We start from the raw sequence: 25,277 nt of genomic DNA on the forward strand, positions 1-25,277 counted from the left end.
CCGCTGTCTCGGTCGCTTTCGGCCGCTCTTCCGTCAGTGCGAGGCGAAGCCGAAGCGAGCAAGGCCCGCTGCGACCGGCGCCGTGTCAGACCCGACCGGGTTCGACCTCGTAGCCGAACTCGGCCGCCGCGTGTTCCAGCCACCCCCAGAAGCTGCCGGCGAAGCTGCGGGCCACCGCGATCTCGTAGGTCGGGCCGGCATCGCGCTGCCAGAGCTGAACGCCGATATGGGCGATGCTCGTCACCGCCGCCCGGCCCGGCCCGAAGGCGCGGGGATGCAGATCGACGGCGACGCCCTTGGCGAGCATCGCCCGCGCCTGCGGGCCGGAGATCCGCACCAGGGCGCGGCTGTCGCTCTGGTCGGTGACGGCCGCGACGCCGCGCAGGGCCTCGGGCAGGTCGCGAAGGACGTGCGGCGAAGGCGCCAGCGCGAGCCACTGGCCGGGTGCGGACCAGATCAGGCCGCGCTCGCCCTCGATCTGCGCCGCGCCGGCCTCCGGCAGCGACAGGCCGAAGCGTTCCGCCAGGATGGCTTGCAGGTCGGCGTCCTTTCCATCCGCCGCGATGAGCGTGGCAAGGCCGAAGCCGTCACGGAGCGTGAGCCGGACGCCCGCCGCCCCGTCCGGCGCACCGTGCCGTCCGGGCTTCGTCGCGCCCTCCCACGCGCCGCGGGGACGCCAGAGGAGCGCGGACGCTTGGGAAGAGGCCGCTTGGGAAGAGGCCGCTTGGGAAGAGGCCGCTTGGGAAGAGGATGCTTGGGAAGAGAACGCTTGAGACGAGGACGCTCGGGTCGTTGCGGGATCAGACACGCAGCTTCTCCTCCTTTGGATCCACGAAGACGGGCGAGCAGATCTCGACCTCGATATCGGCGCCGCGCACCGGATCGTAGGCGCGCACCCGCTCGCCGTGGCGCTCCGTCCCGCGCCGGATCAGGCCGATGCCGATCCAGCTCCGCAGGCTCGGCGAGTAGGCCACCGAGGTCATCACGCCCTCGTCGGCCTCCAAGCTCGGCTCCGCGTCGAGCGCCAGGAAATGCGCGCCCGCCCGCAACCGGTCGCTGGGATCGACCGGGCGAAAACCGGCCAGGATCGGCCGGTCCGGATCGGTGAGCGCGGGGCGCTCCTTCATCAGGCGGCCGATATAGTCCTTCTTCTTGGCGAGCATCCCGCCGAGGCCGAGGTCGCGGGCGGTGGTCTGGCCGTTGATCTCGGCGCCGGCCGCGTGGCCCTTCTCGATGCGCATCACCGAGAGCGCCTCGGAGCCGTAAGCGGTGATGCCGTAGGGCAAGCCCGCCTGCATCAAGGCCCGCCACGCCGCATCGCCGTAGGCCGCCGGCACCGCCAGCTCGTAGGCGAGCTCGCCCGAGAACGAGATGCGGAACAGCCGCGCCGGGATACCGCCGCCGACGGTGATCTCGGCGGCCGCGAGGAAGGGGAAGGCTTGGTTCGAAATGTCGAAGCCGGGATCGACGATCCGGCGCAGGGTGTCGCGGGCGCGGGGGCCGGCGACCGCGTATTGTGCCCATTGCTCGCTGATCGAGGCGAGCTGCACGTCAAGCTCCGGCCACAACCATTGCCGGCAAAATTCGAGGTGCTGCATCACCCGCGCGGCGTTCGCCGTCGAGGCGGTCATGACGTAGTGCGTTTCGGCGAGCCGCGCGACGGTGCCGTCATCCATGACGAAGCCGTCCTCGCGCAGCAGCACGGCGTAGCGGGCCTTGCCGACCGGGAGCGTACCGAACGGGTTGGCGCAGACCCGCTCGATGAAGGCCAGCGCGTCGCGGCCCTGGATGTCGATCTTGCCGAGCGTGGTGACGTCGCAGATCCCGACCTTGGTGCGCACGGTCTCGACCTCCCGCACCACCGTATCGAGCCAGTCGGTCTCGCCGGCCTTCGGGAAGTAGGCCGGGCGCAGCCACAGGCCGGTCTCGACGAAGACGCACCCGTTCTCCTCGGCCCAGGCGTGGGAGGGGACGTGGCGGGTGGCCCGGAACTCCTTACCCCGGTGATGGCCGGCGAAGGCGCCGATGGCGACGGGGGTGAAGGGCGGGCGAAACACCGTGGTGCCGACGCTCGGAATGTCCTTGCCCGTCAGCTCGGCCATGATCGAGAGGCCGGCGAGGTTCGAGGTCTTGCCCTGGTCGGTCGCCATGCCGAGGGTGGTGTAGCGCTTCAGCAGTTCCACCGCGCGGAACCCCTCGCGGTGGGCGAGTTCGACGTCGGAGGCGGCGACGTCGTTCTGGAAATCGACGAAGGCTTTTCCACGGGGCTTCGGAGCGCGCCAGAGCGGGGTGTGAGCGACGCTCTCCGGGTCGGTCTGCGGCACCGCCTCGGCGGAGGCCTCGAAGCCGCAGGCGGTCGCGGCCTCGGCACCGGCCCGGGCGCCGGTCTCCAGGCATTCGGCCAGGGTGAAGCGCCCGGCGGCGGCGCCGGCGGCCTGCATGCCGGAGGGGAGGGCGCCCGGCACGAAGGCGTGGATCGCCTCGTCCCAGACCGGCCGGCGCGACAGGTGCGAGTCGAGATGCACCACAGGGTTCCAGCCATTGGCCATGGCGAGGCCGTCGCAGGCGATCGTCTCCGTGCTGTGGTAGCCGTCCACGACCTGGATCGCGCTCAAGCCCAGATGGCCCTTGGCACCGGCGACGTACCCACCGGTTACCACCCGCGCCCCGGCCGCCTCCGCCATCCGGCGCAGATGCGGCGGGACGGAGGTGCGGGTGTCGATCACCGCCGCGAGCCCGCCGCCGGCGGCGATCGCGTCGGCGGCGGTGCGCCAGCCGTCGTCGCTCGACGTGAACACGGCGAGGCGGCGGCCCGGCAGCACGCCGTAGCGGTTGAGATAGGTCCGCACCGCGCCGGCCAGCATCACGCCGGGCCGGTCGTTGCCGCCGAACACGTGCGGGCGCTCGATGGCGCCGGCCGCGAGCACCGCCCGCCGGGCCACGATCCGCCACAGCCGCTGGCGCGGCGCGTGGGGAGCCGGCACCGCGAGATGGTCGGAGACGCGCTCCACCGCGCCGTAGGCGCCGTGATCGTAGACGCCGAACAGGGTGGTGCGCGTCAGGATGCGCACCTCGGGCAGGCTCTCCAGTTCGGCGACCGCGCGGGCGGCCCACTCGGCCCCGCTCACGCCGCCGATCTCGCGCCGCTCGGCGAGCAGGCGCCCGCCAGTGGCGAAATCCTCGTCCACCAGGATCACCCGCGCCCCGGAGCGGCCGGCGGCGAGCGCCGCCGCGAGACCGGCCGGGCCGCCGCCGATGACGAGCACGTCGCAATGGGCGTGGGCGTGGTCGTAGGTGTCGGGATCGGGGGCGTCGGCGGCCCGGCCGAGGCCCGCCGCGCGCCGGATCATCGGCTCGTACAGCTTCTCCCAGAGGCCGGCCGGCCACATGAAGGTCTTGTAGTAGAAGCCCGCCGCGAAGATCGGCGAGAGCAGCGCGTTGACCGAGAGCGCGTCGAGCGCGAGGGAGGGCCAGCGGTTCTGGCTCGTCGCCTCCAGCCCCTCGTAGAGTTCCGCCATGGTGGCGCGGGTGTTGGGCTCGCGCCGGGCGCCGGAGCGCAGTTCGACCAGGGCGTTCGGCTCCTCCGAGCCGGCCGAGAGGATGCCGCGGGGCCGGTGATACTTGAACGAGCGGCCGACGAGACGCACGCCGTTGGCGAGCAGCGCCGAGGCCAGCGTGTCGCCGTGGTAGCCGGTGAGGCGGCGTCCGTCGAAGCTGAAGTCGCGCGGCCGGTTCCGATCGATCAGGCCGCCGGTGGCGGTGCGGAACGGCTGATCGGCCGAGGTCGCGGAAACGGGCGCCTCCGCGCGCTGAAGGGCGAGCGTGGTCATGCGGCCTCTCCCGAGCTGCGGGCCCGCGCGACGTCGCGCGCCGGTTCGACCGCCTCGATGGCGTGGGTGCGGGTGTCGCGGGTCACGACCAGCCAGGAGCGGCATCCGGCGGCGTGATACCAGAGTTCGCGGAGCGTCCCGGCGGGGTTGTCGCGCAGGTAGACGTAGTCGTGCATGGCTTGCGCCGAGGCCTCCATCCCGTCGGGGCGCCGGGGCGCGGCGTCGCCGAGGTAGCTGAACTCCCCGTTGTCGCGCTCGCCGCAATGGGGGCACCGGATGCGCATGGCGTATCGTCCTCATTAAAGATCGGTGCCCGCTGGAGCAGGCGTCGCCGCCCGTGCGGCGGGTGGCGTCGGCGGAGCCGGCGCCACCAGGGGAGCCTCAATGCAGGTTGGGCTGGGCGCCCATGCCCTTCTCGTCGATGAGGTGGCCGGTGGCGAAGCGGTCGAGGCGGTAGGCGCTCGCATCCGCATGCGGTTCGTCGCGGGCGATCAGGTGGGCGAAGCAGAAGCCCGCCGCCGGCGTCGCCTTGAAGCCGCCGTAGCACCAGCCGGCATTGAGGTAGAGGCCGCCGATGTCGGTGCGGTCGATGATGGGGGAGCCGTCCATCGACATGTCCATGATGCCGCCCCAGTGGCGCAGCAGCCGCAGCCGCCCGAGCCCCGGCCAGAGCGCCATGCCGCCTTCCATCACGTCCTCGATGGTGTGGAGGTTGCCGCGGCTCGCGTAGGAATTGTAGCCGTCGATGTCGCCGCCGAAGACGAGGCCGCCCTTGTCCGATTGGCTGACGTAGAAGTGGCCGGCCCCAAAAGTCATGACGCAGTCGATCAGGGGCTTCACGCCCTCGCTGACGAAGGCCTGCAAGACGTGGCTCTCGATCGGCAGGCGCATGTCGACCATGCCGGCGAGCAGCGACGACGAGCCGGCCACCGACAGCGCCACCTTCCCCGCGCGGATGAAGCCGCGGCTGGTCTCGACCCCGGTGACGCGGCCGTTCTCGCGGCGGATGCCGGTGACGGCGCAGTTCTGGACGATGTCGACGCCGCGGTCACTCGCCGCGCGGGCATAGCCCCAGGCCACCGCGTCGTGGCGCACGGTGCCGCCGCGGCGCTGGAGCAGGCCGCCCTTCACGGGGAAGCGCGCGTTGTCGAAATCGATGAACGGGACCATCGCCCGCACGCCCTCGCGGTCGAGCAGTTCGGCGTCGATCCCGGCGAGCCGCATGGCGTTGCCGCGGCGGGCGTAGGCGTCGCGCTGGGCGTCGGAATGGTACAGGTTCAGCACGCCGCGCTGGCTGACCATGGCGTTGTAGTTGATGTCCTGCTCCAGTCCCTCCCAGAGCTTCATCGAGCGCTCGTAGAACGGGATGTTGCCGGGCAGGCCGTAGTTCGAGCGCACGATGGTGGTGTTGCGCCCGACATTGCCGGAGCCGACGTGGCTCTTCTCCAGCACGGCGACGCGGGTGATCCCGTGTTCCTTGGCGAGGTAGTAGGCGGTGGCGAGCCCGTGCCCGCCGCCGCCGACGATCACCACGTCGTAGGCCTCCTGCGGGGCCGCGTCGCGCCATTGCGGCGTCCAATCGCGCTGGCCGCGCAGGGCCTGTCCGAGCACGCTGAAAAGGGAGTAGCGCATGCGGGAATCCGCTCACCGCCGGAGGATGTTCCGTATGTCCCAGGGTTAACCGAGATCTCGGGCGCGCCGACTTGCGTTTTGCGACATGATTCCGGCAAATCGCGCAGAAATGCGAACCGAGCCCGAAGCCCGCGCCCGGCCGGGGCCGAAGCCGCCGCGGGTGGAACACCCCGCGACCCTGACGGTCGGCTTCGTGCTGGTGCCGGACTTTCCGCTGATGGCCTACACGGCGGCGGTCGAGCCGCTGCGGGCGGCCAACACCCTGTCGGGCTGCGAACTGTATCGCTGGTGGCACGCCGCGCCCGGCGGCGGCGTGGTGCAGGCCTCGAACGGGCTCGGCATCCTCACCGATGTCGCGGTCGGCTCAAGCGACATCGCCGCCGACCGCGTCTTCGTCTGCGCCGGCGGCAATCCGGCCGAGTTCGACGATCCCGCCCTCTTCGCGTGGCTGCGCGGGCTCGCCCGGCGCGGGGTGACGCTGGGAGGCATTTCCGGCGGCCCCTATCTGCTGGCCCGCGCCGGCCTGCTCTCGGGCCGGCGCTGCACGCTGCACTGGGAGCACGTGCCGGCCTTCGAGGAGCGCTATCCCGACATCGAGGTGGTCCGCTCGCTGTTCGAGATCCAGGGCGAGCGGATCACCTGCTCCGGCGGCATCGCCGCCCTCGACCTGATGCTCGACCTGATCGGCCGCGACCACGGCGCCGGGCTCGCGGCGGGGGTCAGCGACTGGTTCCTGCACAATCAGATCCGCGAGGGGTTGAGCCCGCAGCGGATGGACCTGCGCCAGCGCTTCGGCGTGCGCGACCCGCGCCTGCTGCGGGTGCTCGCGGCGATGGAGGCCAACCTCGAAGCGCCGCTCGCCCGCGAGGTCCTGGCCGGTCTCGCCCGCGTCTCGGTGCGGCAGCTGGAGCGGCTGTTTCGCGAAGGGCTCGGGCAGGGTCTCCACCGCCACTACCTCGACCTGCGCCTGGACCGGGCGCACCAGCTCGGCCGCGAGAGCGCGCTGAGCCGCGCCGAAATCGCCGCGGCGACGGGTTTCGCGAGCGCGGACGAGCTATCGCGGGCCGAGCGTCGGCGCCGGCGGCAGGGAGCGGAAATCTGAGAGGGCCGCCGGCCGATACCGTCCCTCCGTCATCGCGAGCGGCCGCGAAGCGATCCAGCACCGCTCCCTCTCCGGATCGGGCGGCGCACCAAATCGCCTCGCATCGACGGGAAAGCGTTTCATGAGAGGAAATTTTCGTGCTTGAAAGTTGACGTAGCCGGCACAGCGTGCGATCCCTTTCACCAGTGAACGAACGGACGGGGCGACGCCGATGTGCGGTATTGTCGGACTATTCCTCAAGAATCCGAAGCTTGAACCGCAGCTCGGCGCGATGCTGTCCAAGATGCTGGAGACGATGACCGATCGCGGCCCCGACAGCGCCGGCTTCGCGGTCTACGGCTCGGATGGCGTCTCGGATGCGGGCAGCGTCAAGCTGACCCTGCGCGGCCCCGGCCCGGAAGAGCTGCGCGGCGCGGTCTCGGGGCTGGAGAAGGCACTGTCCCTCTCCGCCGAGGCGACGGAGCGCGACACCCATACCGTCCTCACCGTGCCCGCCGGGCGCGAGGAGGAGATCCGGGCGTGGCTCAAGGCCAGCGCCCCCGGCATCGACGTGGTGAGCGCGGGCCGGCGCATGGAGATCTACAAGGAGGTCGGGCTGCCGGCCTCCGTCGCCGAGCGCTTCGCCCTGGAGGGCATGTCCGGCACCCACGGCATCGGCCATACCCGCATGGCCACCGAGAGCGCGGTGACGACCAACGGCGCCCACCCGTTCTCCACCGGCACCGACGAGTGCCTCGTCCATAACGGCTCGCTGTCGAACCACAACGACCTGCGCCGCCGCCTCCGGCACGAGGGCCTGAGCTTCGCCACGCAGAACGACACCGAGGTCGCCGCCGGCTATCTCAGCTGGCGCATGCGCGAGGGCGCCTCGCTCAAGGAAGCGCTCGAATCGAGCCTGACCGATCTCGACGGCTTCTTCACCTTCGTGGTCGGCACCGAGACGGGCTTCGCCGTGGTGCGCGATCCCATCGCCTGCAAGCCCGCCGTGATGGCCGAGACCGACGACTACGTCGCCTTCGGCTCCGAGTACCGGGCGCTGGTCGGCCTGCCCGGCATCGATAAGGCCCGGGTGTTCGAGCCCGAGCCGGCCAAGGTCTACGCGTGGGAACGCGAATCCGGGGAGCGCCACTGATGCCGAGCTTTGACCTGCGATCCGCGCCCCTGCGCGAGTTGAACCGGGCCCTGCACGCCCTGCGGCCCGACACCAACGAGACCCACTGGACCGTCACCGGTCCGGACGGACGCCACGCCATCGCCGCGGGGCTCGACGCGCCGATCAGCGTCGAGATCGAGGGCAATGTCGGCTATTACTGCGCCGGCATGAACAAGCTCGCCACCGTTCTCGTCAACGGCAATGCGGGCGTCGGTGTCGCCGAGAACATGATCTCCGGCCTCGTCCACGTGCGCGGCGATGCCAGCCAGTCGGCCGGCGCCACGGCGCATGGCGGCATGCTCATCATCGACGGCAATGCGGGGGCCCGCTGCGGCATCTCGATGAAGGGTGTCGACATCGTCGTGAAGGGCTCAATCGGCCACATGTCGGCCTTCATGGCCCAGGCCGGGACGCTGACTGTGCTGGGTGACGCCGGCGAGGCGCTGGGCGACTCGCTCTACGAGGCGAAGCTCTACGTACGCGGCTCGGTCAAGAGTCTGGGCGCCGACTGCGTCGAGAAGCCCATGCGCGACGAGCACCTGCGGGAACTCGCCGACAAGCTCGCCGCCGCCGGGCTGGCCGGGGAAGTGAGCCCGAGCGAGTTCCGCCGCTACGGCTCGGCCCGCACCCTCTACCACTTCCACGTCGACAACGCCGGAGCCTACTGATGACCGATCATCGCCAGCCTCCGCGCACCAAGCCGCGCCTGTCGGCGACCTTCACCCCCGACGTGATGTCCGAGATCCGCCGCGCGGCGGCGACCGGCATCTACGACATCCGCGGCGCCGGGGCGAAGCGGGCGCTGCCCCATTTCGACGACCTGCTGTTCCTCGGCGCCTCGATCAGCCGTTACCCGCTCGAGGGCTACCGCGAGCGCTGCGGCACCGAGGTGGTGCTGGGCTCGCGCTTCGCCTCCAAGCCGATCCACCTGAAGACGCCGGTCACCATCGCCGGCATGAGCTTCGGCTCGCTCTCGGCCAACGCCAAGGAAGCCCTCGGGCGGGGTGCCACCATCGCCGGCACCTCCACCACGACGGGCGACGGCGGCATGACGCCGGAGGAGCGCGGGCATTCCAAGACCCTGGTCTACCAGTACCTGCCGTCGCGCTACGGCATGAACCCGGACGACCTGCGCAAGGCCGACGCCATCGAGGTCGTGATCGGCCAGGGCGCCAAGCCCGGCGGCGGCGGCATGCTGCTCGGCCAGAAGATCACCGAGCGCGTCGCCGGCATGCGCTGCCTGCCGCCGGGCGTCGATCAGCGCTCCGCCTGCCGCCATCCGGACTGGACCGGGCCGGACGACCTCGCGATCAAGATCGAGGAACTGCGCGAGATCACCGACTGGGAGAAGCCGATCTACGTCAAGGTCGGCGCGAGCCGCCCCTATTACGATACGGCGCTGGCGGCCAAGTCCGGCGCCGACGTGGTGGTGCTCGACGGCATGCAGGGCGGCACCGCCGCGACGCAGGACGTGTTCATCGAGCATGTCGGCATCCCGACGCTCGCCGCGATCCGCCCCGCCGTGCAGGCGCTCCAGGATCTCGGCCTGCATCGCAAGGTGCAGCTCGTTGTCTCCGGCGGCATCCGCTCCGGCGCGGATGTGGCGAAGGTGCTGGCGCTCGGCGCCGATGCGGTCGCCATCGGCACCGCCGCCCTGATCGCGCTGGGCGACAACGATCCCCGCTGGCAGGCCGAGTACGAGGCGCTCGGCACCACGGCGGGCGCCTACGACGACTGGCACGAGGGGCGCGACCCCGCCGGCATCACCACGCAGGATCCGGAACTCGCCAAGCGCCTCGATCCGGAACTCGCCGGCCGCCGGCTCGCCAACTACCTCGCGGTGATGACGCTGGAGGCCCAGACCATCGCCCGCGCCTGCGGCAAGAGCCACCTGCACAACCTCGAACCCGAGGATCTGGTGGCGCTCACCATCGAGGCCGCGGCGATGGCGCAGGTGCCGCTCGCCGGCACCGGCTGGATTCCCGGCAAGACCGGCATGTGATCTGCGAGGGCCGCTCCCGAGGCTTCGAGGGCGGCCCTCTTTCTTTTGTGGCGATGGGGCCGAACCACCAAGCCGGGAGGATTCTTGCAATGACGCACGAACTCGAAGCCGCCGCCCGGGAACGCGGCATCAAGTACTTTCTCGTCTCCTATACCGATCTGTTCGGCACCCAGCGCGCCAAGCTGGTGCCGGCCGCCGCGATCGCCAGCACCTGCCGCAACGGCGCGGGGTTTGCCGGCTTCGCCACATGGCTCGACATGAGCCCGGCCGATGCCGACCTGCTGGCCATGCCCGACCCCGAGGGACTGATCCAGCTGCCGTGGAAGCCGGAAGTCGGCTGGCTGCCCGCCGACCTCGTGATGGACGGCAAGGCGGTGGAGCAGGGCCCGCGCAACATCCTCAAGCGCCTGATCAAGGAAGCGGCCCGCGAGGGGCTGCAGATGAAGAGTGGCGTCGAGTGCGAGTTCTTCCTGATCACGCCCTGCGGCTCGGAGCCCGCCGACACCGCCGACAAGCAGACCAAGCCCTGCTACGACCAGTCGGCCCTGATGCGCCGCTACGAGGTGATCACCGAGATCTGCGACGCGATGCTGAGCCTCGGCTGGAAGCCCTACCAGAACGACCACGAGGACGCGAACGGCCAGTTCGAGATGAACTGGGACTACGACGACGCGCTGATCACCGCCGACCGGCACGCCTTCTTCAAGTACATGACCCGCTCGATCGCCGAGAAGCACGGCTTCCGCGCGACCTTCATGCCCAAGCCCTTCATGGACCTGACGGGCTCCGGCTGCCACGCCCACGTCTCGCTCTGGCGCGAGGGCCAGAACGTGTTTTCCGACCGCTCGGACGAGATCGGCCTGTCGCAGATCGGCTACCACTTCATCGGCGGCCTGATCCACTCGGCCGACGCGCTCGCCGCGCTGACCAATCCCTGCGTGAACTCCTACAAGCGGATCAACGCGCCGCGCACGACCTCCGGCGCGACTTGGGCGCCCAACACCGTGACCTACACGGGCAACAACCGCACCCACATGATCCGCATCCCCGATGGCGGGCGGTTCGAATTCCGCCTCGCGGACGGGGCGGCCAACCCCTACCTGCTCCAGGCGGGCATCCTCGCCGCCGGCCTCGACGGCATCCGGCAGCGGCGCGATCCGGGCCAGCGCCTCGACATCAACATGTACACCGACGGGCACACGGTCGAGGGCGTCAAGCGCCTGCCGCTCAACCTGCTCGACGCGCTGCGCGCCCTCGAGGCGAGCCCGGTCCTCAACGAGGCGCTCGGCGCCTTCGTGCCGAGCTACCTCAAGCTCAAGCGCCAGGAATGGGACGATTACTGCCGCCATCTGACGCAATGGGAGCGCGACACCACGCTCGATTGCTGAGCCGCCCCGGCGCCGATCTGTGAGGCCGGTTGCCCGTCCTCGCCCCAAGAGCTTATCGGTTTTTCGGCCGTCCCCGACGGAGCGCGAGGAGCTGATATGCCGATGATGGGGCTGGGACGCGTCCTCCTCGCCGTCTTCGCCCTGATCCTGGCGATCCCGGCCGGCGCCCTGGCGCTCACCGTCGGGGTGCTGCTCGATCCGACCTTCCGCGAGACGCTGGGCGAGCTCGGTCTCGTCGGCCTCTTCGCCGGCCTGTCGGATCTCGCGCAGGGCCTTCCGCCGGACGTGGCCGTGATGGCCGTCCTCCTCTTCGCCCAGGCGCTCAGCCTGCTGTTGATCCTGCCGCCGACGCTGGCAGCGCTCCTCGGCGAGACGCTCGGGCTGCGCTCCCCGTTCTGGTACGGCGGCGCGACGGGGGGTCTCACGGCGCTCCTGCCCTGGCTCGCCCGCGGCGGCCCGCCACCCGCCGCCGGCTCGGCGGCGGCGGGCGCGGAAGCACGGCTCGCCGTGATCCTTCTGATAACGGGCGTCGTGTCCGGACTGGTCTACTGGCTGGTCGCCGGCCGCAGCGTCGGCGCACGGATGCCGCGACGGGGCGCAGACGCATTTTAGGGGTGGACAGGCGCCTGCCATCGCTTATGAAAATGAGGTGCTTTCCAAGCCTTGCCGCTCGGAAAGCGCGCTCCGGCTCGAGGCAGCGTCAACGCTCCATGAGCGGCCGGATGCGGGCGTAGTTCAGTGGTAGAACGTCAGCTTCCCAAGCTGAATGTCGTCGGTTCGATCCCGATCGCCCGCTCCAATCAACCCACCGAAGTGTCAGCCTTCTCAACGCTCTGCCGCTGACTTCGGGCTCCCAGCGCGCGGGATGATGCGCCGGCCTGATTGGCTGGCTGAGGCAGGACGGGAGCGAACTCGGGTACTGAGGCCACGCGGCTCAACGCAACGGAAATCCTCCCGGGAGCGTTGCTGGGACCTTCCGGCTGGGCTTTCGATCAACCCGCCCTGCCGTTCTCCCATGCAGGGCTCAATGCCATGAACACTCCTGGCGCGACGCCGAAAAAAACGACTGAGCAGGACCGGATCGTTGGCGAGCGCATCCAAGCGCTGCGCAAGTCCAAAGGCCTCTCGCAGACCGCGCTCGGCAGCGCCCTCGGCGTAACGTTTCAGCAGGTCCAGAAGTACGAGAGGGGGATGAACCGCGTCGGCGCCGGCCGCCTGAGCGAGATCGCTCGGGTTCTTGAAGTGCCAGTCACGACGTTCTTCGATAGCGACGAAGGCGACGCTGGTCAGGAGCAAGCGGAGGTGTTCGGCATCCTGCGCGCCCATGGTGCCGCCGATCTCTTGCGAGCCTTCAACGCACTGGAGGATGACCAGATGCGCCGCGATGTTCTGGCGATTGTTCGAAGAGCGGCTCGCATCGGACAGGATCAGGCCAGTTGATCCGGTGCTGCTCGCGGCCCCAGCCCAACTGAAGCGACCGCGCGGCAGATCTACGACGCTGTCGGGCGAGAGGCTGCTGCGGCCGGCGCGGGACCTGAAACGAAAAGACCCCGCGCGGCGGGTGCCGGCGGGGCTGAGGAGGCACCCGTCGTTCAAGCGGGCATGAGGTAGACGGACGGCCGCGAGCGGATAGTCCGCATCAGCCCGGCGTTGATTCCGAGCGCGCCGTTCGCCACCCGTCGCCGCGTCGCGGTCAATCGACGAGCCATTTTGTAGACAAAAGGCCCGAGAAGGCACCGTTTCTGGCAAAAATTGCTGCACGCATCCGGCACCTCTTGCCATATCGGCCTATCCGCAAACGTCCTAGTCTGGCTCGTCACATCAGCGAGGCAGCGTTCATGAGTACGATTACGACCGTCGCTAAAGCGTTCTTCGATGCGTGCGAGACGGGCGGCGGCTGGGAAGCCTGCGAACAATACTGCACACCCAGTGCCAGTTTTTCAGCTCAAGCCGATGCCCTTTCGGGCATCGTCACGTTGCGGGACTATACGAACTGGATGAAGGGACTGCTGACGTTCATTCCTGATGGCCGATATGAAGTGAAATCCTTCGCGACAGATGACGAGCGCCAAAATGTGTTGGCGTATGGCATCTTCCGAGGGACGCACACCGGTGAAGGTGGACCCTGTCCTCCCACCGGCAAAAGCACTGCAACCGACTACGTCTATGCCATGGAATTCGATGGCGAAAAGATCAGCCATATGACCAAAATCTGGAACGACACGCGCGCCATCAAGGAATTTGGTTGGGCTTGATTCGATAAGGGTGCTTTTCGGAACAGCTCTGCCTGATCCCCGAACTTCAAGAGCGAAGATTGGTGGCAGTTGCGTGCTGTAAACGACTGGACCGAGCGGCCATTCTCGGCAATCGGAGCAAGGCACCCGCACACCTTGTCCGGTGTCATTCGCGCACGAAGAGCCCCGCGCCGGCGAACCGGGCGGGGCCAGTGGATCCGCATTACCCACTGGAGGGCGGCCATAGGGCAGGCGGATGGTGAGGGGGGAGGATCGTTCGGACCGCGATAGGCTCGAAGCCGCGGGCCTCATCAGAGTCACACGGCTGCATCAAACGCCGCGCCTCGTCACAGCGAGAGGGCAGGCCCAGTGCGCGCAGTGGCAGCGGCGCGAGCGGACGAGGTGGAGCTCCTCGTCGAGCAGTACCTCTGGACATCGCAAGGCAGCGCTGTCGCGGCTCTTCGGCAAGCCATCTCGGATGCGCTCGTGGACGCCGTCGAGCGCCGTCAGAGGCTGGAGGCCGCTGAACGAGCCGCCTCAGGGTCGCTAGCGGGCCGCCCGGCCGAGGTTGCGGTCGTTGATCGCGGTGCCCATCACGATTTGACCGCTCCGCCCGCCCTGCGTTCTGCCAGCGGATGACTGACCGCGGGCCGTCCCGAACGACAGCGCTTCGACCTTCAGTCCGCGACGCATATTTTCCGGAAGATCGGAGTGATCGTAGTAGCCGGCATCATGGGCCATCGCGTCCAGGGCCTGGATCTCGTTGGCGGCCGCGCCGGTCCAGAGGATCGCGCCCGTCCCACTCTGCCGAATTTGGAAAACCGACATCGTCGCTTCCTCCATGCGTGTTCCAGGATGAGACGCGCGACGCGATGGGTCGTTCCTTCCATCTCGGGACCTGCGATCGAAAGGTGAAGCTGTCCGGGCCGGTCGTGCTCAAACTTGGCGCCGGCCGGCCACCTCCAATCCCCCCATCCGCCACCGATCCCCGATGCAGGGGTAGGTGTGCTCGACGGCCGGGCCGAGGGCCGCTGAAATTTTAGAGACGGATGTAAGAGAACGAGGTCTGTTCGGTCGCGTTGCGAGGGGACGGCTTGAAGCCGTAAGCGGATCGACCGCGGCTCATCGCGGACGTACCTGACGACGGAACGCACTATGGATCACGACGTCACAGGACCGGGATCGGACGAGCAGGCCGCGATCATCGAGGCTGCCGAAGAGGTCGTGCTGGAGCCGCTGGCCGACTTTCCGCACATCGACCTGCGCACCGGTGTCGAGCCGTGGGACAAGCGCCGAGCCGCGGGCAAGACGCTTCGGCGCGACCTTCCCCATGTCGATCATGCCGTCCTGACCGCCGACGCGGATCGACCCGACCCGGTCTCGCTCATCGAAGGGGCGCATGCCGGCCGGCAGGAACACCTCATCCCGCTGCGGGTCGCCCGCATGGCTTCCTCGCCGTTCGCCTTCCTGCGCGGAGCGGCGCAGGTCATGGCCTGGGATCTGTCTCGGGGACCGCGCGGTCCGATCGATGTCGTCATGAACGGTGACGCCCACATATCGAATTTCGGCCTGTTCGGCTCACCGCAGGGTGACGTGGTCCTGGATCTCAACGATTTCGATGAGGTCACGGTCGGACCGTGGGAATGGGACCTGAAGCGGCTGTGCGCGAGCATCGAGGTCGCGGCGCGAGACGCTGCCGTGCCTGCGAGCGAACGGCGTCAGGCGGTCCAAAGCGCCGCCGCAGGCTATCAGCACACCATGGACGATCTCGCCCCGCGCGGATCTCTAGATGTCTGGCAGCAGGCGGCGCGGGCCGATGATCTCGACTTCATCGGCATCGAGATCGATGCCGAGTCGCAGGCGGTGGTCCATCGAGCCGTCGAAAAGGCCAGACGCAAGAACAACAAGAGCCTGCTCGATCGGGTCGGCGAGCGGCGGACGGATGGGGGGTGGCGGTTCCGCGAGGAGCCGCCGATCCTCACCCGTGTCGATGAGGCGACGCGCCAGAGCGTCACGGCCGGACTGGAACGCTACGCCGAGACGCTGCCGCGCGAGCGCCGGTTCATGCTGAGCCGCTACCACGTCGTCGATGTCGCGCACCGGGTGGTCGGCGTCGGCAGCGTCGGCACGCGGGCCTATGTCGCCTTGTTGTGCGGAAATTCGGACCAGGATGCGCTCTTCCTTCAGGTCAAGGAAGCTGTGCGACCGGCAAGCGCACCGTATCTGCGCGGCATGCCCGAGCCCTATGCGAGCCACGAGGGCGAACGCGTGATCTACGGACAGCGCCTGCTGCAGGCGGTGGGGGATCCGCTGCTCGGCTGGACCAGCATCGACGGTCGCCCGTTCTACGTGCGTCAGATGAAGAACATGAAGGGCGATATCCCGCTCAGTCGTATGGCGGGCCGCTCATTGATGTACTTCTCGCACGCGTACGGTGCGCTGCTGGCGAAGGCGCATGCGCGCACCGGAGATGCGGCGGCGATCGCGGGCTATTTCGGTCACGACGGGCGTGCTGATCTGCGTGAAGCCCTGGCCGATTGGGCGCAGGCCTATGGTGATCGGAATGCAGCGGACTACGCGATGTTTTGCGCCGCAATCGCTGAAGGTCGCCTCACGGCAGCGGATGACCCTCACTTGTGATGGAGGAAGCGGGCGACCGACAGCTTCATCGCCGAGCGCAGAACCACCGGGCTGCTACGCGTGCCCGGCCTCATAAGTACATAGGCGCGGGCAACCTTGGCGAGCGTCCGGCGCGCGAGCATGCCAGCGGCCGATGCTCGCTCTCGCTATGACGAGATCTCCTATCGCGGCATGGGACCGACCGTTACGGAATCTGCTGTTGAGCGGCTTCGATCATGCGGTCGCCGTCCTCCTGCAATAGAAGTCGATCCGACACGAGTGCATCGACGGACCTCGTCACGGCTGCAACATAGGCACCCGCATCCTGATATCGCTCCTCAAGGGACAAGCGGGGGTCGCCAGCCGCATCCCGCTGGGCACGCGTGCGCGCAAACGGTATCTGACTGCCCTCGCGATCACACAAAGCCCCGGCAGGGAACGGATCGGCATACAGGTTCCAACCGGTGAAGGTCGCACGCGGTGCCGCCACGGCCGGCAGGCGGATGCCGGCCACCTCGTTGCCGTCGGCATCGACGCGTGGGACCAGCGGACGATATTGCGGTCCACTTTCCGGGTGCGGGTCGACGTAGGTGCTGAAACGCGCGATTGCATTCGGCGCCGTTGGAACGGGAACGCCGACCATGAACGGAAAGCCGATATCTGCAGCCTCGACCAGGGTTTGATCGGACAGGCGCGGCACGCGGCTCTCCGGGGGCGCTTTACCCTCCTTCACCCATTCTTCGAGAACGACCAGCAGCGCGCGGACCGCCGGGGCCGGGTTCAGGCTGCTGCGCGGGTTCGCACAGGGACCATTGGTCGAGGCCAGACCGGCACGCCCATAGTGGAAGCCGCTTGAGACGAGGTAGGCTCGGGCGGTGTCAGGCAGCCGCACATCGGTGCGGCCGACGGGATCGGTCGTCAGGAGAGAGGCACCTTTCTGCCAATACTCCGTTCCGGTGTTCGCTTCGATCAGCAGGGGGTCGAAGCCATCATCTCGCAGGATGGTGCCCGTCCTCCCGGTGATGGGATCGTGTTGGCTGCCGGCCGAGAATGGGAAGGCGTTCTCGGGATAGAGGTGGTCTTCGTGCTGTGTGTTGGTTCGCGAGGGCTGGCCGAAGCGGGCATTGAGGAACACGCCGCCCACCCCAGCGATGTGGGACAGCACGCCGTCGAAAACCCGCTTGCCGACCTCGTCCCTGTTGAAGCCCTGCTGGATGAAATCGCGCAGATAGCGACCGCTCTGAGAGATGCCGAGCGCGAGGGTGTGCCGGATCGTGCCGCCCGCCGGGTTGGCCGTGCCGCCGCCGTCTCCGCCGTTGCCGCGGAGATAAGCCACCACGTCCCGGGTCGCGGCGAAGCCGATCCCGAGCACCTTCGGCTCGGTGGCTTGGTACGTGAATTCGTAGAGCGAGCCGGGCAACGGCTTGGTGCCCTTCGGCAAAAGTTCGATCTGACGCGGCGTGGCGTAGTGCCAAGCGTCAGGCGGCACCGGCCGCGGCGGGTCAGCTTCCCGGCGCCGGACGGTGAGGCGCGCATCGGCCTTGTTCTGGCTGGCGACCTTGAATGTCAGATAGAAGGGAGCCTCCGGCGGGCCGCGGGTCGCGCTGACGAGCTCATCGCGCACGATCTCGACGATCGGTTTGCCGTTGCGCGTGGCCACCGGCACGTCGATGGCCATACCGCCCTGCTGGCGCAGCGCGTCGGCCTCCCAGCCCGACCAGACGATGGTGTAACCCCGACGTAGGACGAGACCGGTCCCGGCATCGGTGGCAGACTTCGGATCGTTGACGGCCTGTACAGCCTGCGCAGGCGCATCGAGGACCCAGTTGAAGAGAAACTTGCGGCCCCGGTTCAGGACCTCGAACAGGAGCGTGCCGCTGCCCCGGGCCGGATCCTTGGGCCGCAGGATGAACAAATCGGTCTTGTACTCGACCATGCCGCGGACGTTGCGGGGCGCCAGGGCGATGTCGACGATGCCGGCATTCGCCGGATCGGCCGGGTCGAGCTCACCACGGGCCGTCCCGATGACACGCTCGTAGCTACCGGCCGCACCGAACTCGGCGCCATCTGCAAAAGGCTCGACGCTGGCGATCTCGATGCCGGTGATGCCCGCCTGAACCGGCGCAGCGCCGAGGGCGCAGCCGAGTGCGCCAACCACAACCCAACCGTTGCGCATGTTTGCTCCCTGCCCGGCTCGTTCCGGCCGGTGTCCTCAGCAAACATGTCGGCAGGCCGACGTCGAGAGGAATGCCGAGGCTCGCTCTGCATTCTCCTTTGCAGCTTGCGGGCGCCGTTCGGTTCGAATTCCTGCCCACCCGCGAATCCGTGGGTTCGTCGACGGCGAGGGATTCGAACTCACGGAGGCCTTTGGCGCCCGGTAGGGGCCGCCCTTCGGAGGAGTCACCAGGCCGCAACACCTCATCGATTCTTCCGAAGTGGGGCATCGCCCTCTCCAAAACCGCCAAGGTTTGGCTATCAGGCTGATCCGGTCACCCCGTGATTGATCGCCGCCATGCTCTCCATTTCCCGCGACGTCGTTTCGAAGCACCGCGAGATTTCCGCCCTGCTCGCGACTTATGCCATGTTCCTCAGCGGCGTGCTGGTTCTGGCTTGGGCCGCGGCATAGGCCCTCTGGTCGGAGTTTGATGGAGTTGCTGACGTGACAGACAGAGCGCAACGCCCACAGTCGCGGACGGCTCTGGTCGCCTCTGTCGCCTTCGCCATCGTACTTGCCGCAGCCGGTACGGTTGGCTGGCGCTGGTACCACTACGTCACAGCCGGAGCCTCACCCTACGATGAGGTCGGGATCGAGGTGAACCGAAGGCTGCCGCAGGCCCTGCGCGACTGGGGCTGCGCGCGTATCAAGGAACGTTTTCCGCGAGCGGTACCGCCCTACGGATGTCAGCCGGGGCAGGTCTGAGGCTTCGCCACCTCAGCCTCCTCGGAAGCGCCTGCCATGATCGGCTCCGACGCGGTGGTCCAAATTCCAGATTCGTGCAGGGTTGGCTTCTGCTCCACGGGTCGCTTGGCCGGCGAAAGTGGTTGGGCACGCGCAGCCGGCCAAGCGGTCGATGCTGGCACGAAGGCCTCCGGGGCCGGCGGCCTGTAGCCGAGCGCGCCCTGTGGACGCATCGTGTCGGAGTGTCGGCGCCAGCTCTCGATGATGATCTGTGCCTCCCTCCGTGCGTCGAAGACCTCGTCGTTCAGAAGCTCGCCCCGCCGTCTTGCGTTGCAGCTCTCGACGCAGCCGTTCTGCCATGGGGAATTCGGTGCGATGCAGGCCGTCTGACTGCCGACTGCCGCAGACCAGGACGGCACCGTACGGGCGAACCAGTTCCGCGAGGTCGGCTGTCAGCGCGGCCTCGTCCTCTCTTCCCCGCGGCACTTGCGGCTCTCGTCGAGCGATGCGGGCCGAGCGCCCGGCGGGCGCGGCGCTCGGAGACGTCCGGGACAACGACGGCTCGTGTCCGCGACTGCGGCCGGAATGCCGCAACCACGTACGGTCGTATGGCGTCGCCGAGGCCCGCAGCCAGAGGATGTGGCGCGGTTCGACTCGGTGCCGTAACACGTTTCCGGTCGCATCATGGCCTCCTCGGGCGTTTTCTCATTCCCGCAACTGATTCCTTTCGCTATGCTTGAGGCGGCACAACGGACTCGCAAAGCAGAATGCCAAATCAGCTCCTTCGCTCAGCAATCTGGGCACCAACGATCGCTTTATCATGGTTTTGGGGGCTCGGCTTCTTCTACGCGATCCATGTCACACTGACTTATGGCTGGCTCGGCTTCCTTGCTTTTGCTTTGCCCAACGCGGTCGGGCTTGGTCTATTTGGTTGGGTCCTCGGCGCACCGGGGCGAAGCCCCGACAAAATCGCGGCGGCCATTCAGGGACCCTACGCCGTCCTGTTCCTCGCCTGTCAGTTCCTCGCGGTTGCAATCACGATCTTCGGCTTCACCGCCTATGCTTGGACGCCGCTGTTCGGGCGGGACACCATCATTGGCTCGATCGCGCTCATCCTCATCGCCTGCTCGATCGGGCATGCGGTTCCACTTCGCCGCATCAAGATCTGGCATGGCGTCGTCCTGATCCTGGGCGTGTGCGCCGGCTTCGTGGCGCTCGCCGGACTGGCGGGTGGATCCAGCGGTCCTGACGTTCCGCTCTCGTCCTTCGACCAGCGCTTCTACGGCCTCGTGCTTCCCTCGCTCGTCGGCTTCCTGCTCGGCCCCTGGATGGACGTGCAGCATTGGCACCGTGCGGTCGAGATCCAGCGCGAGGGCGCGTCCGTCCGGACGGCCTATGGGATCGGGGCGGTTCTCTTCGTCGGCCTGCTGACGATCAATGCCCTGCTCGCGTCCGCGGCGGGACTTGGCGAACCGGTCGTGTCGTTCGACGGCCTGCCCGGAGCGTACGCCGCCGTGGCGCAGGCCACGGCGCGGAGCCACCTTGCGGGGGTGACGGTCGCCTTTCTGATCTGGACGGTCGTGGCGGCCGCCACCACGATCGACAGCTTCTACAGCGCGACCCGCTGGCTCATGACCGGCATCACGACGCGCAGCAACTCGCCGCTCCTCGCCTTCGTGCCGCCCTCGCTGGTGTCATCGCCGATCTGGATCCTGGTTGCGGCCTTCGCGACGGCGGTCGTTGCGACCCAACTCAATCTCTCGCTGATGTACCTGATGGTGCCCTTCGCCACGCTCCTCGTCGGAGGAGCGGCCTGCCTCGTCTGCGAGACGCTCGGCGCGTCCCGGCGCTACGACCCGGTCCTCAGCTACATGATCGGTCTGGCCGCCTGCCTCGTCTTCCTGACCGGCTACATCGAGCCGAACTGGGCGTATCTGACCCTGGCCCCGCTCATCGGGCTCGTCGGCGCGCTGCCGATGATGGCAGAGCTGCTCGGCTTCGGCGGCAAGCCGGCAACGCCCGCGCCGATCGCGACGGACGAGCCTGCTGCGAAGACGGTGGTGGTCGCCGTAGCCCGGGATGAGGCGGTCGCCTCGCACGGCTTCGACGGGCAGTGGTTCGTCTTGAATCTGATGCCGACCTACGACGACACCAATTCCGTCGGGAATGTCTATTTCGCAAACTACGTTCGCTGGGTCGGGAAGGCGCGAGAACTGTTCTTCAACACCTGCATGCCCAATTTCGACCTGAAGTCGACGGAGTTCTACGTGCTGACGAAATCGTTCCAGCACGATTTCCGGCGAGAGGCCGCCGAGTTCGAGCCCATCACCGTCCGTGTCCGCATCGCCAGCCACAATCGGAAGTTCGTGACGCTGGCCCACGAAATCCACAGCGAGATCAACGGCCTGCTCGGTCGCGGCGAGCAATCGCTGATGTTCGTGGACACGGTCCAGTATCGTCCGTTGGACATCCCGCGGACCATCATCGAGGGCTTTCTTCCCTACTGGCCCAAAACCTCTCCGCACGCGACCTCGACGGTGTCGGGTCCGCTGGGAGCCACGAGCCTCAGCGTCTAGAGCCGGATCCGGCTCTCCGTTCTCGTCTCGACGCGCATTCCTTCGACGAACCGGTGTCCGCACCCGTGCGAATGCGCTCCACATGTCTCGCGCGAAGCGCCCGTCGCACGCCGGTGCGCGGGCGTTTCGCGAGGCATTCCGAGCCGCATCAGGCGGCGTGGATCGTCCCCCGCCGGAGGTCCTGCCGGCTCGCCAGGGCCGTGGCCTCCTCGGCCGGAACGGGTCTGCTGAACAGGTAGCCCTGGAACTCGTGGCAGCCCAGGCTCAGGAGGCATCGGCGCTGCGCCTCGGTCTCGACGCCTTCGGCGATGACCGTCATCTTGAGGCTCGTGGCGAGATCCATGATCGCGCGGACGATGGCCGCGCCGCTCTGCTCGTGCGGCAGGTCCCGCACGAAACACTGGTCGATCTTGATCTTGTCGAAGGCCAGTCGGCGAAGGTAGCTCAAGCTGGAATAGCCGGTTCCGAAATCATCGACGGAAAGCCGCACGCCCCGCTCCCGAAGCTTGGCCAGCGCGGTCTTGATGGTCGGGGTCGCCTCGAGAAACACCGACTCCGTGACCTCCAGCTCGAGCCGCGAAGCGGCCAAGCCGCTCCCCTGCAGCGCTGAATCCACCAGAAGCACGAGATCCGAGTGACGGAACTGGATGGGTGACAGGTTCACGGCGACGCTGATGTCGCTGGGCCAGGCTGCGGCGATCGCGCAGGCCTGCTGCAGGATCCACTCTCCCATCGGGATGATCACGCCCGTCTCTTCGGCGAGGGGGATGAAGTCGGCGGGCGAGACGAAGCCGCGCTTGGGGTGGTTCCAGCGCACCAGCGCCTCGAAGCCTCGGATCCGGCCCTCCTTCGTCACGATGGGCTGGAAGTAGAGGAGGAACTCGTTGCGATCGAGGGCCCCCCGCAGCTCCGTCGACAGGGCACGCCGTGCCTCGATCCGCTCGTCCATCTCGGCTTCGTAGAAGCGGTATCCGTTCCGGCCTTCGCCCTTCGTCCGGTAGAGTGCGAGGTCGGCTCGCCGCATGATCTCCTCACAGCCGTCCTGGGGGGCGATGGCGATGCCGATACTGACGCCGATGCTCACCCGGATGCCGTCGATGGCGAAGGGCGACGCGACCGCCGCCACGATGTCGCTGGCCAGAAGTGCGATGGCGTGGCGATCCCTGGCCGCCGGGCCGCTCGCGAGAATCGCGAATTCGTCGCCTGCAAGGCGAGCCAGCTGCACATCGGGCGACGCGAAGCGCCGCAGACGCTCGGCAACGGCCCGCAGGAGCCCGTCGCCGGCCGCGTGCCCAAACGTGTCGTTCACGCTCTTGAACTCGTCGAGATCCAGCGCCAGCACCGCGAATCGTCCGCTCGCTCCGAGCTGCTGGCGCGCCGTTTCCAGAAGCCGCTGAAACTGAACCCGGTTCGGGAGATCCGTCAGCGCGTCGTGCAGCGCGAGGTACGACAGCCGCTCCTCCGACCGCCGCTTCTCCGTCACGTCGGATCCGACGCCGCGGTATCCTGAAAAGCTGACACCATTGGTGAAGATCGGCTTTCCGCTCAACTGCCACGTGCGCTGCTCGCCCGCGATGTTGAGCGGGAGGACGAGGTTGCGGAATGTGCGGCGCTCCGCGATGCAGTTCCAGAGAACGGTGCTCGGGTGCCCATCGGGCGCAGCGACGGCGGGCAACAGCAGTTGTTCGAGGGGCAAGCCGAGAAGCTGGCGCTCCGACGAGCGCGCGACCTCGACCAACCGCGGCGACACATGCTGCAGGCGAAGCTCCGCGTCGGTCTCCCAGAGCCAGTCGCTCGCATTCTCCTCGAACTCGTTGAGCAGGAGATTCGTGAATTCCTGCTGCCGCTCGAGGTCGACCTGCGCGACGACGCGCATTTTCAGGAGGCGGCTCAGATGCAGGATCGTGAAGCAGACAAAGGCTGCGTAGAACACGAGAAGGATCGCGACGTAGATGTAGAAGCGGTCTCCCGTCGCCGCCAAGCCGAAGAAGGATCCGGCGATGATGAGGCCGGAGAAGCCGATGGCGATCCGTGGCAGCACGGCGGCGCTCATCCCGGTCGCGATCAGGCCCGCACAGCTGGCGGCGATCAGCAGGCGCCCGTCCGGATCGGCTCCGACGAACAGCATGACCGGGATCGAGGCGAGCAGACCGCCATAGGCATAGGCGGCCAGGACGGCACGACGGATGAACGAGACGGCCACTTCGCGCGGCTTGGGGCGCGAACGCCAGAGCCAGCATTGCCGGAGGACAGCGACCGCCAGCGGCAGGATAGACGCCTCAAGCAGGCCCAAATAGGCGCGATTGGCAGGACTCCAAAAGAGATAGACGATGACTTGGACGACGCTGAGGCTGACGAGTACAGTGAAAGGAACCAGACGGAGAGCAACGTCGAACTGCTCTACACGGACGCGAGCCCTCAGGTTGGCGTCGAGAGGTTCGTTTCCACGATGAGCGCCGGCTGGGAATGAAATCAGCATCTCAGGTGACACACACACTTCATGGAAAGCTATTCGATGCAGATGTAAATTTTCTACTATTTGAAACTACGCTCGGATCCGCCCCTCCATCACAGAATGGGCCATTGGGTTTAAATTGCTGTAAACGTGACGTTTCGCATTTGATGCGAATGGATTGCTTAAATTGCAATCTTCGCGCCTCATTTCGGACATGAATGGGCTGGTCGATCGGGGTGATCTTGCGACAGCAGCGATCCGGACGGTCGCCACACGACGCCCGCGCGCATCATCTTTGTCGCGTTGCGCGCCGCGGGAAGCGGTGACGATCCCGGCGGATCCGCCCGCGGGCCAGATCTTGAACCCTCCGCTGGTGCGCCGCTGCGGAGGCGATTCCGCCTGTGAGGCCGCCTCACGGCCGCGGGACTACATCGGGGTCTGCCGCCGACGGGATGGCGCCGGCCCCTGGAACGGCCGACCGGATCGACGCGATCCACCGGCAGGGGCTCGAGCGGCGTGCCGACGACGACGTGCCAAACGGCACGTCGTTCCAGAGGGCCAGAACCCAATTCAGGGACACGCAACAAGTCACGGCCAGCCGCCTTTCGACGGAGACCGCGCAAGCCTTACTGGGTTGTGCCATGAACACTCGTATCAAAACCACTCGTATCACTTCCACCATCGCCGCTGTCGTGCTGGGCTTCGGTGCGATCTCTTCGCCTGCTCTTGCTCAGAACTTCTCGACGATCCGAGGAGAGAAGCCTTCGAGCTTCTTCACTGATCGCGCCGCTCCGAACGCCTACGACGACGTGACGACGGGTTCGATCGGCACGGCTCGGGGCCGCAGCATCGACCGCTCCGCCAAGGACGGCAACGCGGAACTCAACGACCGCTCCGTGCCGAACTACGGTGCGACCTCCGGCGGCCCGGCGGAATAACGGGGACATGACACGCCCGACGCGCGCGTATGCGGGTCGGGCGCTCCTCCATGGATGGTCGGCCCCACCGCCCCCGTCTCAGGGAGATGCCGATCGCGATCCCGTCGCCTGATCGGATGCGGCCACGAGGCAGGGACGGAGGTGACGCCGGATGTACGCGCACCTTCGCTCCGGCCGGCGTGGCCGCTCTCGGTTCGGCGCTTGCCTCGAAGGGAGCCGGCATCCGCGTCGGCGAAGACTGTTCCCGATCGGCGGCCGACCGCTGGGATCGCCTCGCATCGGTGCCGAGCGCGCGAGCGTGTTGGCCATCAAACCAGGACAGTCCCGATCGCGACAGCCCCGACGGCAGGCCGCGCCGCCCCCTCCGATGGGAGGCCTTCGGCTCGTCGAAGGAGGCACGGGCCGTGAGCGCTTCATTGGCATAACACCTGCGAGCGTGGCCGGACGTT

Annotated in this window: 20 protein-coding genes, 1 tRNA gene and 1 pseudogene; 14 read left to right on the plus strand and 8 right to left on the minus strand. The window is 67.9% G+C overall.

All coding sequences use genetic code 11. The annotated features are described in order from the left end of the window. Nucleotides 1-85: 85 nt before the first annotated feature. The 4 genes from HNR01_RS13975 to HNR01_RS13990 all read right to left on the minus strand — a co-directional run bounded on the left by HNR01_RS13975 (nt 86) and on the right by HNR01_RS13990 (nt 5,462). Nucleotides 86-808, minus strand: a complete 723-nt coding sequence (locus HNR01_RS13975; RefSeq protein WP_309236190.1) for a sarcosine oxidase subunit gamma — start codon at nt 806-808, stop codon at nt 86-88. Beyond that, nucleotides 801-3,830, minus strand: coding sequence for a sarcosine oxidase subunit alpha family protein (locus HNR01_RS13980; protein WP_183668108.1), 3,030 nt, complete (start codon nt 3,828-3,830; stop codon nt 801-803). The genes HNR01_RS13975 and HNR01_RS13980 overlap by 8 nt, the downstream gene beginning before the upstream one ends. Beyond that, nucleotides 3,827-4,114, minus strand: coding sequence for a sarcosine oxidase subunit delta (locus tag HNR01_RS13985; protein WP_183668109.1), 288 nt, complete (start codon nt 4,112-4,114; stop codon nt 3,827-3,829). Before HNR01_RS13985 ends, HNR01_RS13980 begins: the two co-directional genes overlap by 4 nt. A 97-nt stretch (nt 4,115-4,211) precedes the next feature. Then, complete coding sequence (locus HNR01_RS13990) at nt 4,212-5,462, minus strand: sarcosine oxidase subunit beta family protein (protein ID WP_017485054.1); 1,251 nt, start codon at nt 5,460-5,462, stop codon at nt 4,212-4,214. Nucleotides 5,463-5,571: 109 nt separating this feature from the next. Here HNR01_RS13990 and HNR01_RS13995 point away from each other — a divergent pair, with 109 nt between their 5' ends. The 9 genes from HNR01_RS13995 (at nt 5,572) to HNR01_RS14035 (ending at nt 13,362) form a co-directional block, all read left to right on the plus strand. Beyond that, a complete protein-coding gene (locus HNR01_RS13995) occupies nt 5,572-6,564 on the plus strand; it encodes a GlxA family transcriptional regulator (protein WP_017485053.1) in 993 nt (330 codons plus the stop codon). A 211-nt stretch (nt 6,565-6,775) separates the two neighbouring features. Beyond that, nucleotides 6,776-7,696 carry a class II glutamine amidotransferase gene (locus HNR01_RS14000; protein ID WP_183668110.1) on the plus strand — a complete coding sequence of 307 codons (921 nt, stop codon included), beginning with the start codon at nt 6,776-6,778 and terminating at the stop codon, nt 7,694-7,696. Further along, nucleotides 7,696-8,385 carry a GltB/FmdC/FwdC-like GXGXG domain-containing protein gene (locus HNR01_RS14005; RefSeq protein WP_183668111.1) on the plus strand — a complete coding sequence of 230 codons (690 nt, stop codon included), beginning with the start codon at nt 7,696-7,698 and terminating at the stop codon, nt 8,383-8,385. The genes HNR01_RS14000 and HNR01_RS14005 overlap by 1 nt, the downstream gene beginning before the upstream one ends. Further along, on the plus strand, nt 8,385-9,719 hold the full coding sequence (locus HNR01_RS14010; protein ID WP_183668112.1) for an FMN-binding glutamate synthase family protein: 1,335 nt from the start codon (nt 8,385-8,387) through the stop codon (nt 9,717-9,719). The genes HNR01_RS14005 and HNR01_RS14010 overlap by 1 nt, the downstream gene beginning before the upstream one ends. A gap of 89 nt (nt 9,720-9,808) precedes the next feature. Beyond that, complete coding sequence (glnT, locus tag HNR01_RS14015) at nt 9,809-11,107, plus strand: type III glutamate--ammonia ligase (protein ID WP_183668113.1); 1,299 nt, start codon at nt 9,809-9,811, stop codon at nt 11,105-11,107. 102 nt (nt 11,108-11,209) lie between these two features. Next, on the plus strand, nt 11,210-11,719 hold the full coding sequence (locus HNR01_RS14020) for a hypothetical protein (RefSeq protein ID WP_183668114.1): 510 nt from the start codon (nt 11,210-11,212) through the stop codon (nt 11,717-11,719). Between the two features lie 112 nt (nt 11,720-11,831). Then, nucleotides 11,832-11,906: transfer RNA gene (locus HNR01_RS14025), tRNA-Gly, on the plus strand. A 233-nt stretch (nt 11,907-12,139) separates the two neighbouring features. Continuing rightward, nucleotides 12,140-12,547 carry a helix-turn-helix domain-containing protein gene (locus tag HNR01_RS14030; RefSeq protein WP_183668166.1) on the plus strand — a complete coding sequence of 136 codons (408 nt, stop codon included), beginning with the start codon at nt 12,140-12,142 and terminating at the stop codon, nt 12,545-12,547. Between the two features lie 398 nt (nt 12,548-12,945). Next, a complete protein-coding gene (locus HNR01_RS14035) occupies nt 12,946-13,362 on the plus strand; it encodes an ester cyclase (RefSeq protein WP_183668115.1) in 417 nt (138 codons plus the stop codon). 525 nt (nt 13,363-13,887) lie between these two features. On the opposite strand, the gene HNR01_RS14040 is transcribed toward HNR01_RS14035, so the two are convergent. Next, on the minus strand, nt 13,888-14,169 hold the full coding sequence (locus HNR01_RS14040) for a hypothetical protein (RefSeq protein ID WP_026105608.1): 282 nt from the start codon (nt 14,167-14,169) through the stop codon (nt 13,888-13,890). A gap of 327 nt (nt 14,170-14,496) precedes the next feature. On the opposite strand from HNR01_RS14040, the gene HNR01_RS14045 reads away from it, so the two are divergent. Further along, nucleotides 14,497-15,981, plus strand: coding sequence for a DUF2252 domain-containing protein (locus HNR01_RS14045; protein ID WP_017485044.1), 1,485 nt, complete (start codon nt 14,497-14,499; stop codon nt 15,979-15,981). A 184-nt stretch (nt 15,982-16,165) separates the two neighbouring features. Here HNR01_RS14045 and HNR01_RS14050 read toward each other — a convergent pair whose 3' ends face one another. Beyond that, nucleotides 16,166-18,136, minus strand: coding sequence for an alpha/beta hydrolase domain-containing protein (locus HNR01_RS14050; RefSeq protein ID WP_183668117.1), 1,971 nt, complete (start codon nt 18,134-18,136; stop codon nt 16,166-16,168). A 483-nt stretch (nt 18,137-18,619) separates the two neighbouring features. Between HNR01_RS14050 and HNR01_RS14055 the strand changes: the two genes are divergently transcribed. Next, nucleotides 18,620-18,880 (plus strand): hypothetical protein, encoded by a 261-nt coding sequence (locus tag HNR01_RS14055; RefSeq protein ID WP_309236189.1) that lies wholly within the window; start codon nt 18,620-18,622, stop codon nt 18,878-18,880. A 146-nt stretch (nt 18,881-19,026) separates the two neighbouring features. On the opposite strand, the pseudogene HNR01_RS27600 reads toward HNR01_RS14055, so the two are convergent. Beyond that, a pseudogene (locus tag HNR01_RS27600) lies at nt 19,027-19,272 on the minus strand (integrase core domain-containing protein); the annotation flags it as partial. Between the two features lie 354 nt (nt 19,273-19,626). Between HNR01_RS27600 and HNR01_RS14065 the strand changes: the two are divergent. Beyond that, nucleotides 19,627-21,435, plus strand: a complete 1,809-nt coding sequence (locus tag HNR01_RS14065; protein ID WP_183668121.1) for a thioesterase family protein — start codon at nt 19,627-19,629, stop codon at nt 21,433-21,435. Nucleotides 21,436-21,583: 148 nt separating this feature from the next. Here the strand turns inward: HNR01_RS14065 and HNR01_RS14070 are convergent, their stop codons facing one another. Next, nucleotides 21,584-23,638: a putative bifunctional diguanylate cyclase/phosphodiesterase gene (locus HNR01_RS14070; RefSeq protein ID WP_183668123.1), complete on the minus strand. Its 2,055-nt coding sequence runs from the start codon at nt 23,636-23,638 to the stop codon at nt 21,584-21,586. A 36-nt stretch (nt 23,639-23,674) separates the two neighbouring features. Between HNR01_RS14070 and HNR01_RS27605 the strand changes: the two genes are divergently transcribed. Both HNR01_RS27605 and HNR01_RS27610 read left to right on the plus strand, forming a co-directional pair. Beyond that, on the plus strand, nt 23,675-23,905 hold the full coding sequence (locus HNR01_RS27605) for a hypothetical protein (RefSeq protein ID WP_017485038.1): 231 nt from the start codon (nt 23,675-23,677) through the stop codon (nt 23,903-23,905). 437 nt (nt 23,906-24,342) lie between these two features. Next, nucleotides 24,343-24,828 carry a hypothetical protein gene (locus tag HNR01_RS27610; protein ID WP_246417505.1) on the plus strand — a complete coding sequence of 162 codons (486 nt, stop codon included), beginning with the start codon at nt 24,343-24,345 and terminating at the stop codon, nt 24,826-24,828. Nucleotides 24,829-25,277: the final 449 nt, after the last annotated feature.

Source organism: Methylorubrum rhodesianum (genome assembly GCF_014199985.1).
Classification (GTDB): Bacteria; Pseudomonadota; Alphaproteobacteria; order Rhizobiales; family Beijerinckiaceae; genus Methylobacterium; species Methylobacterium rhodesianum.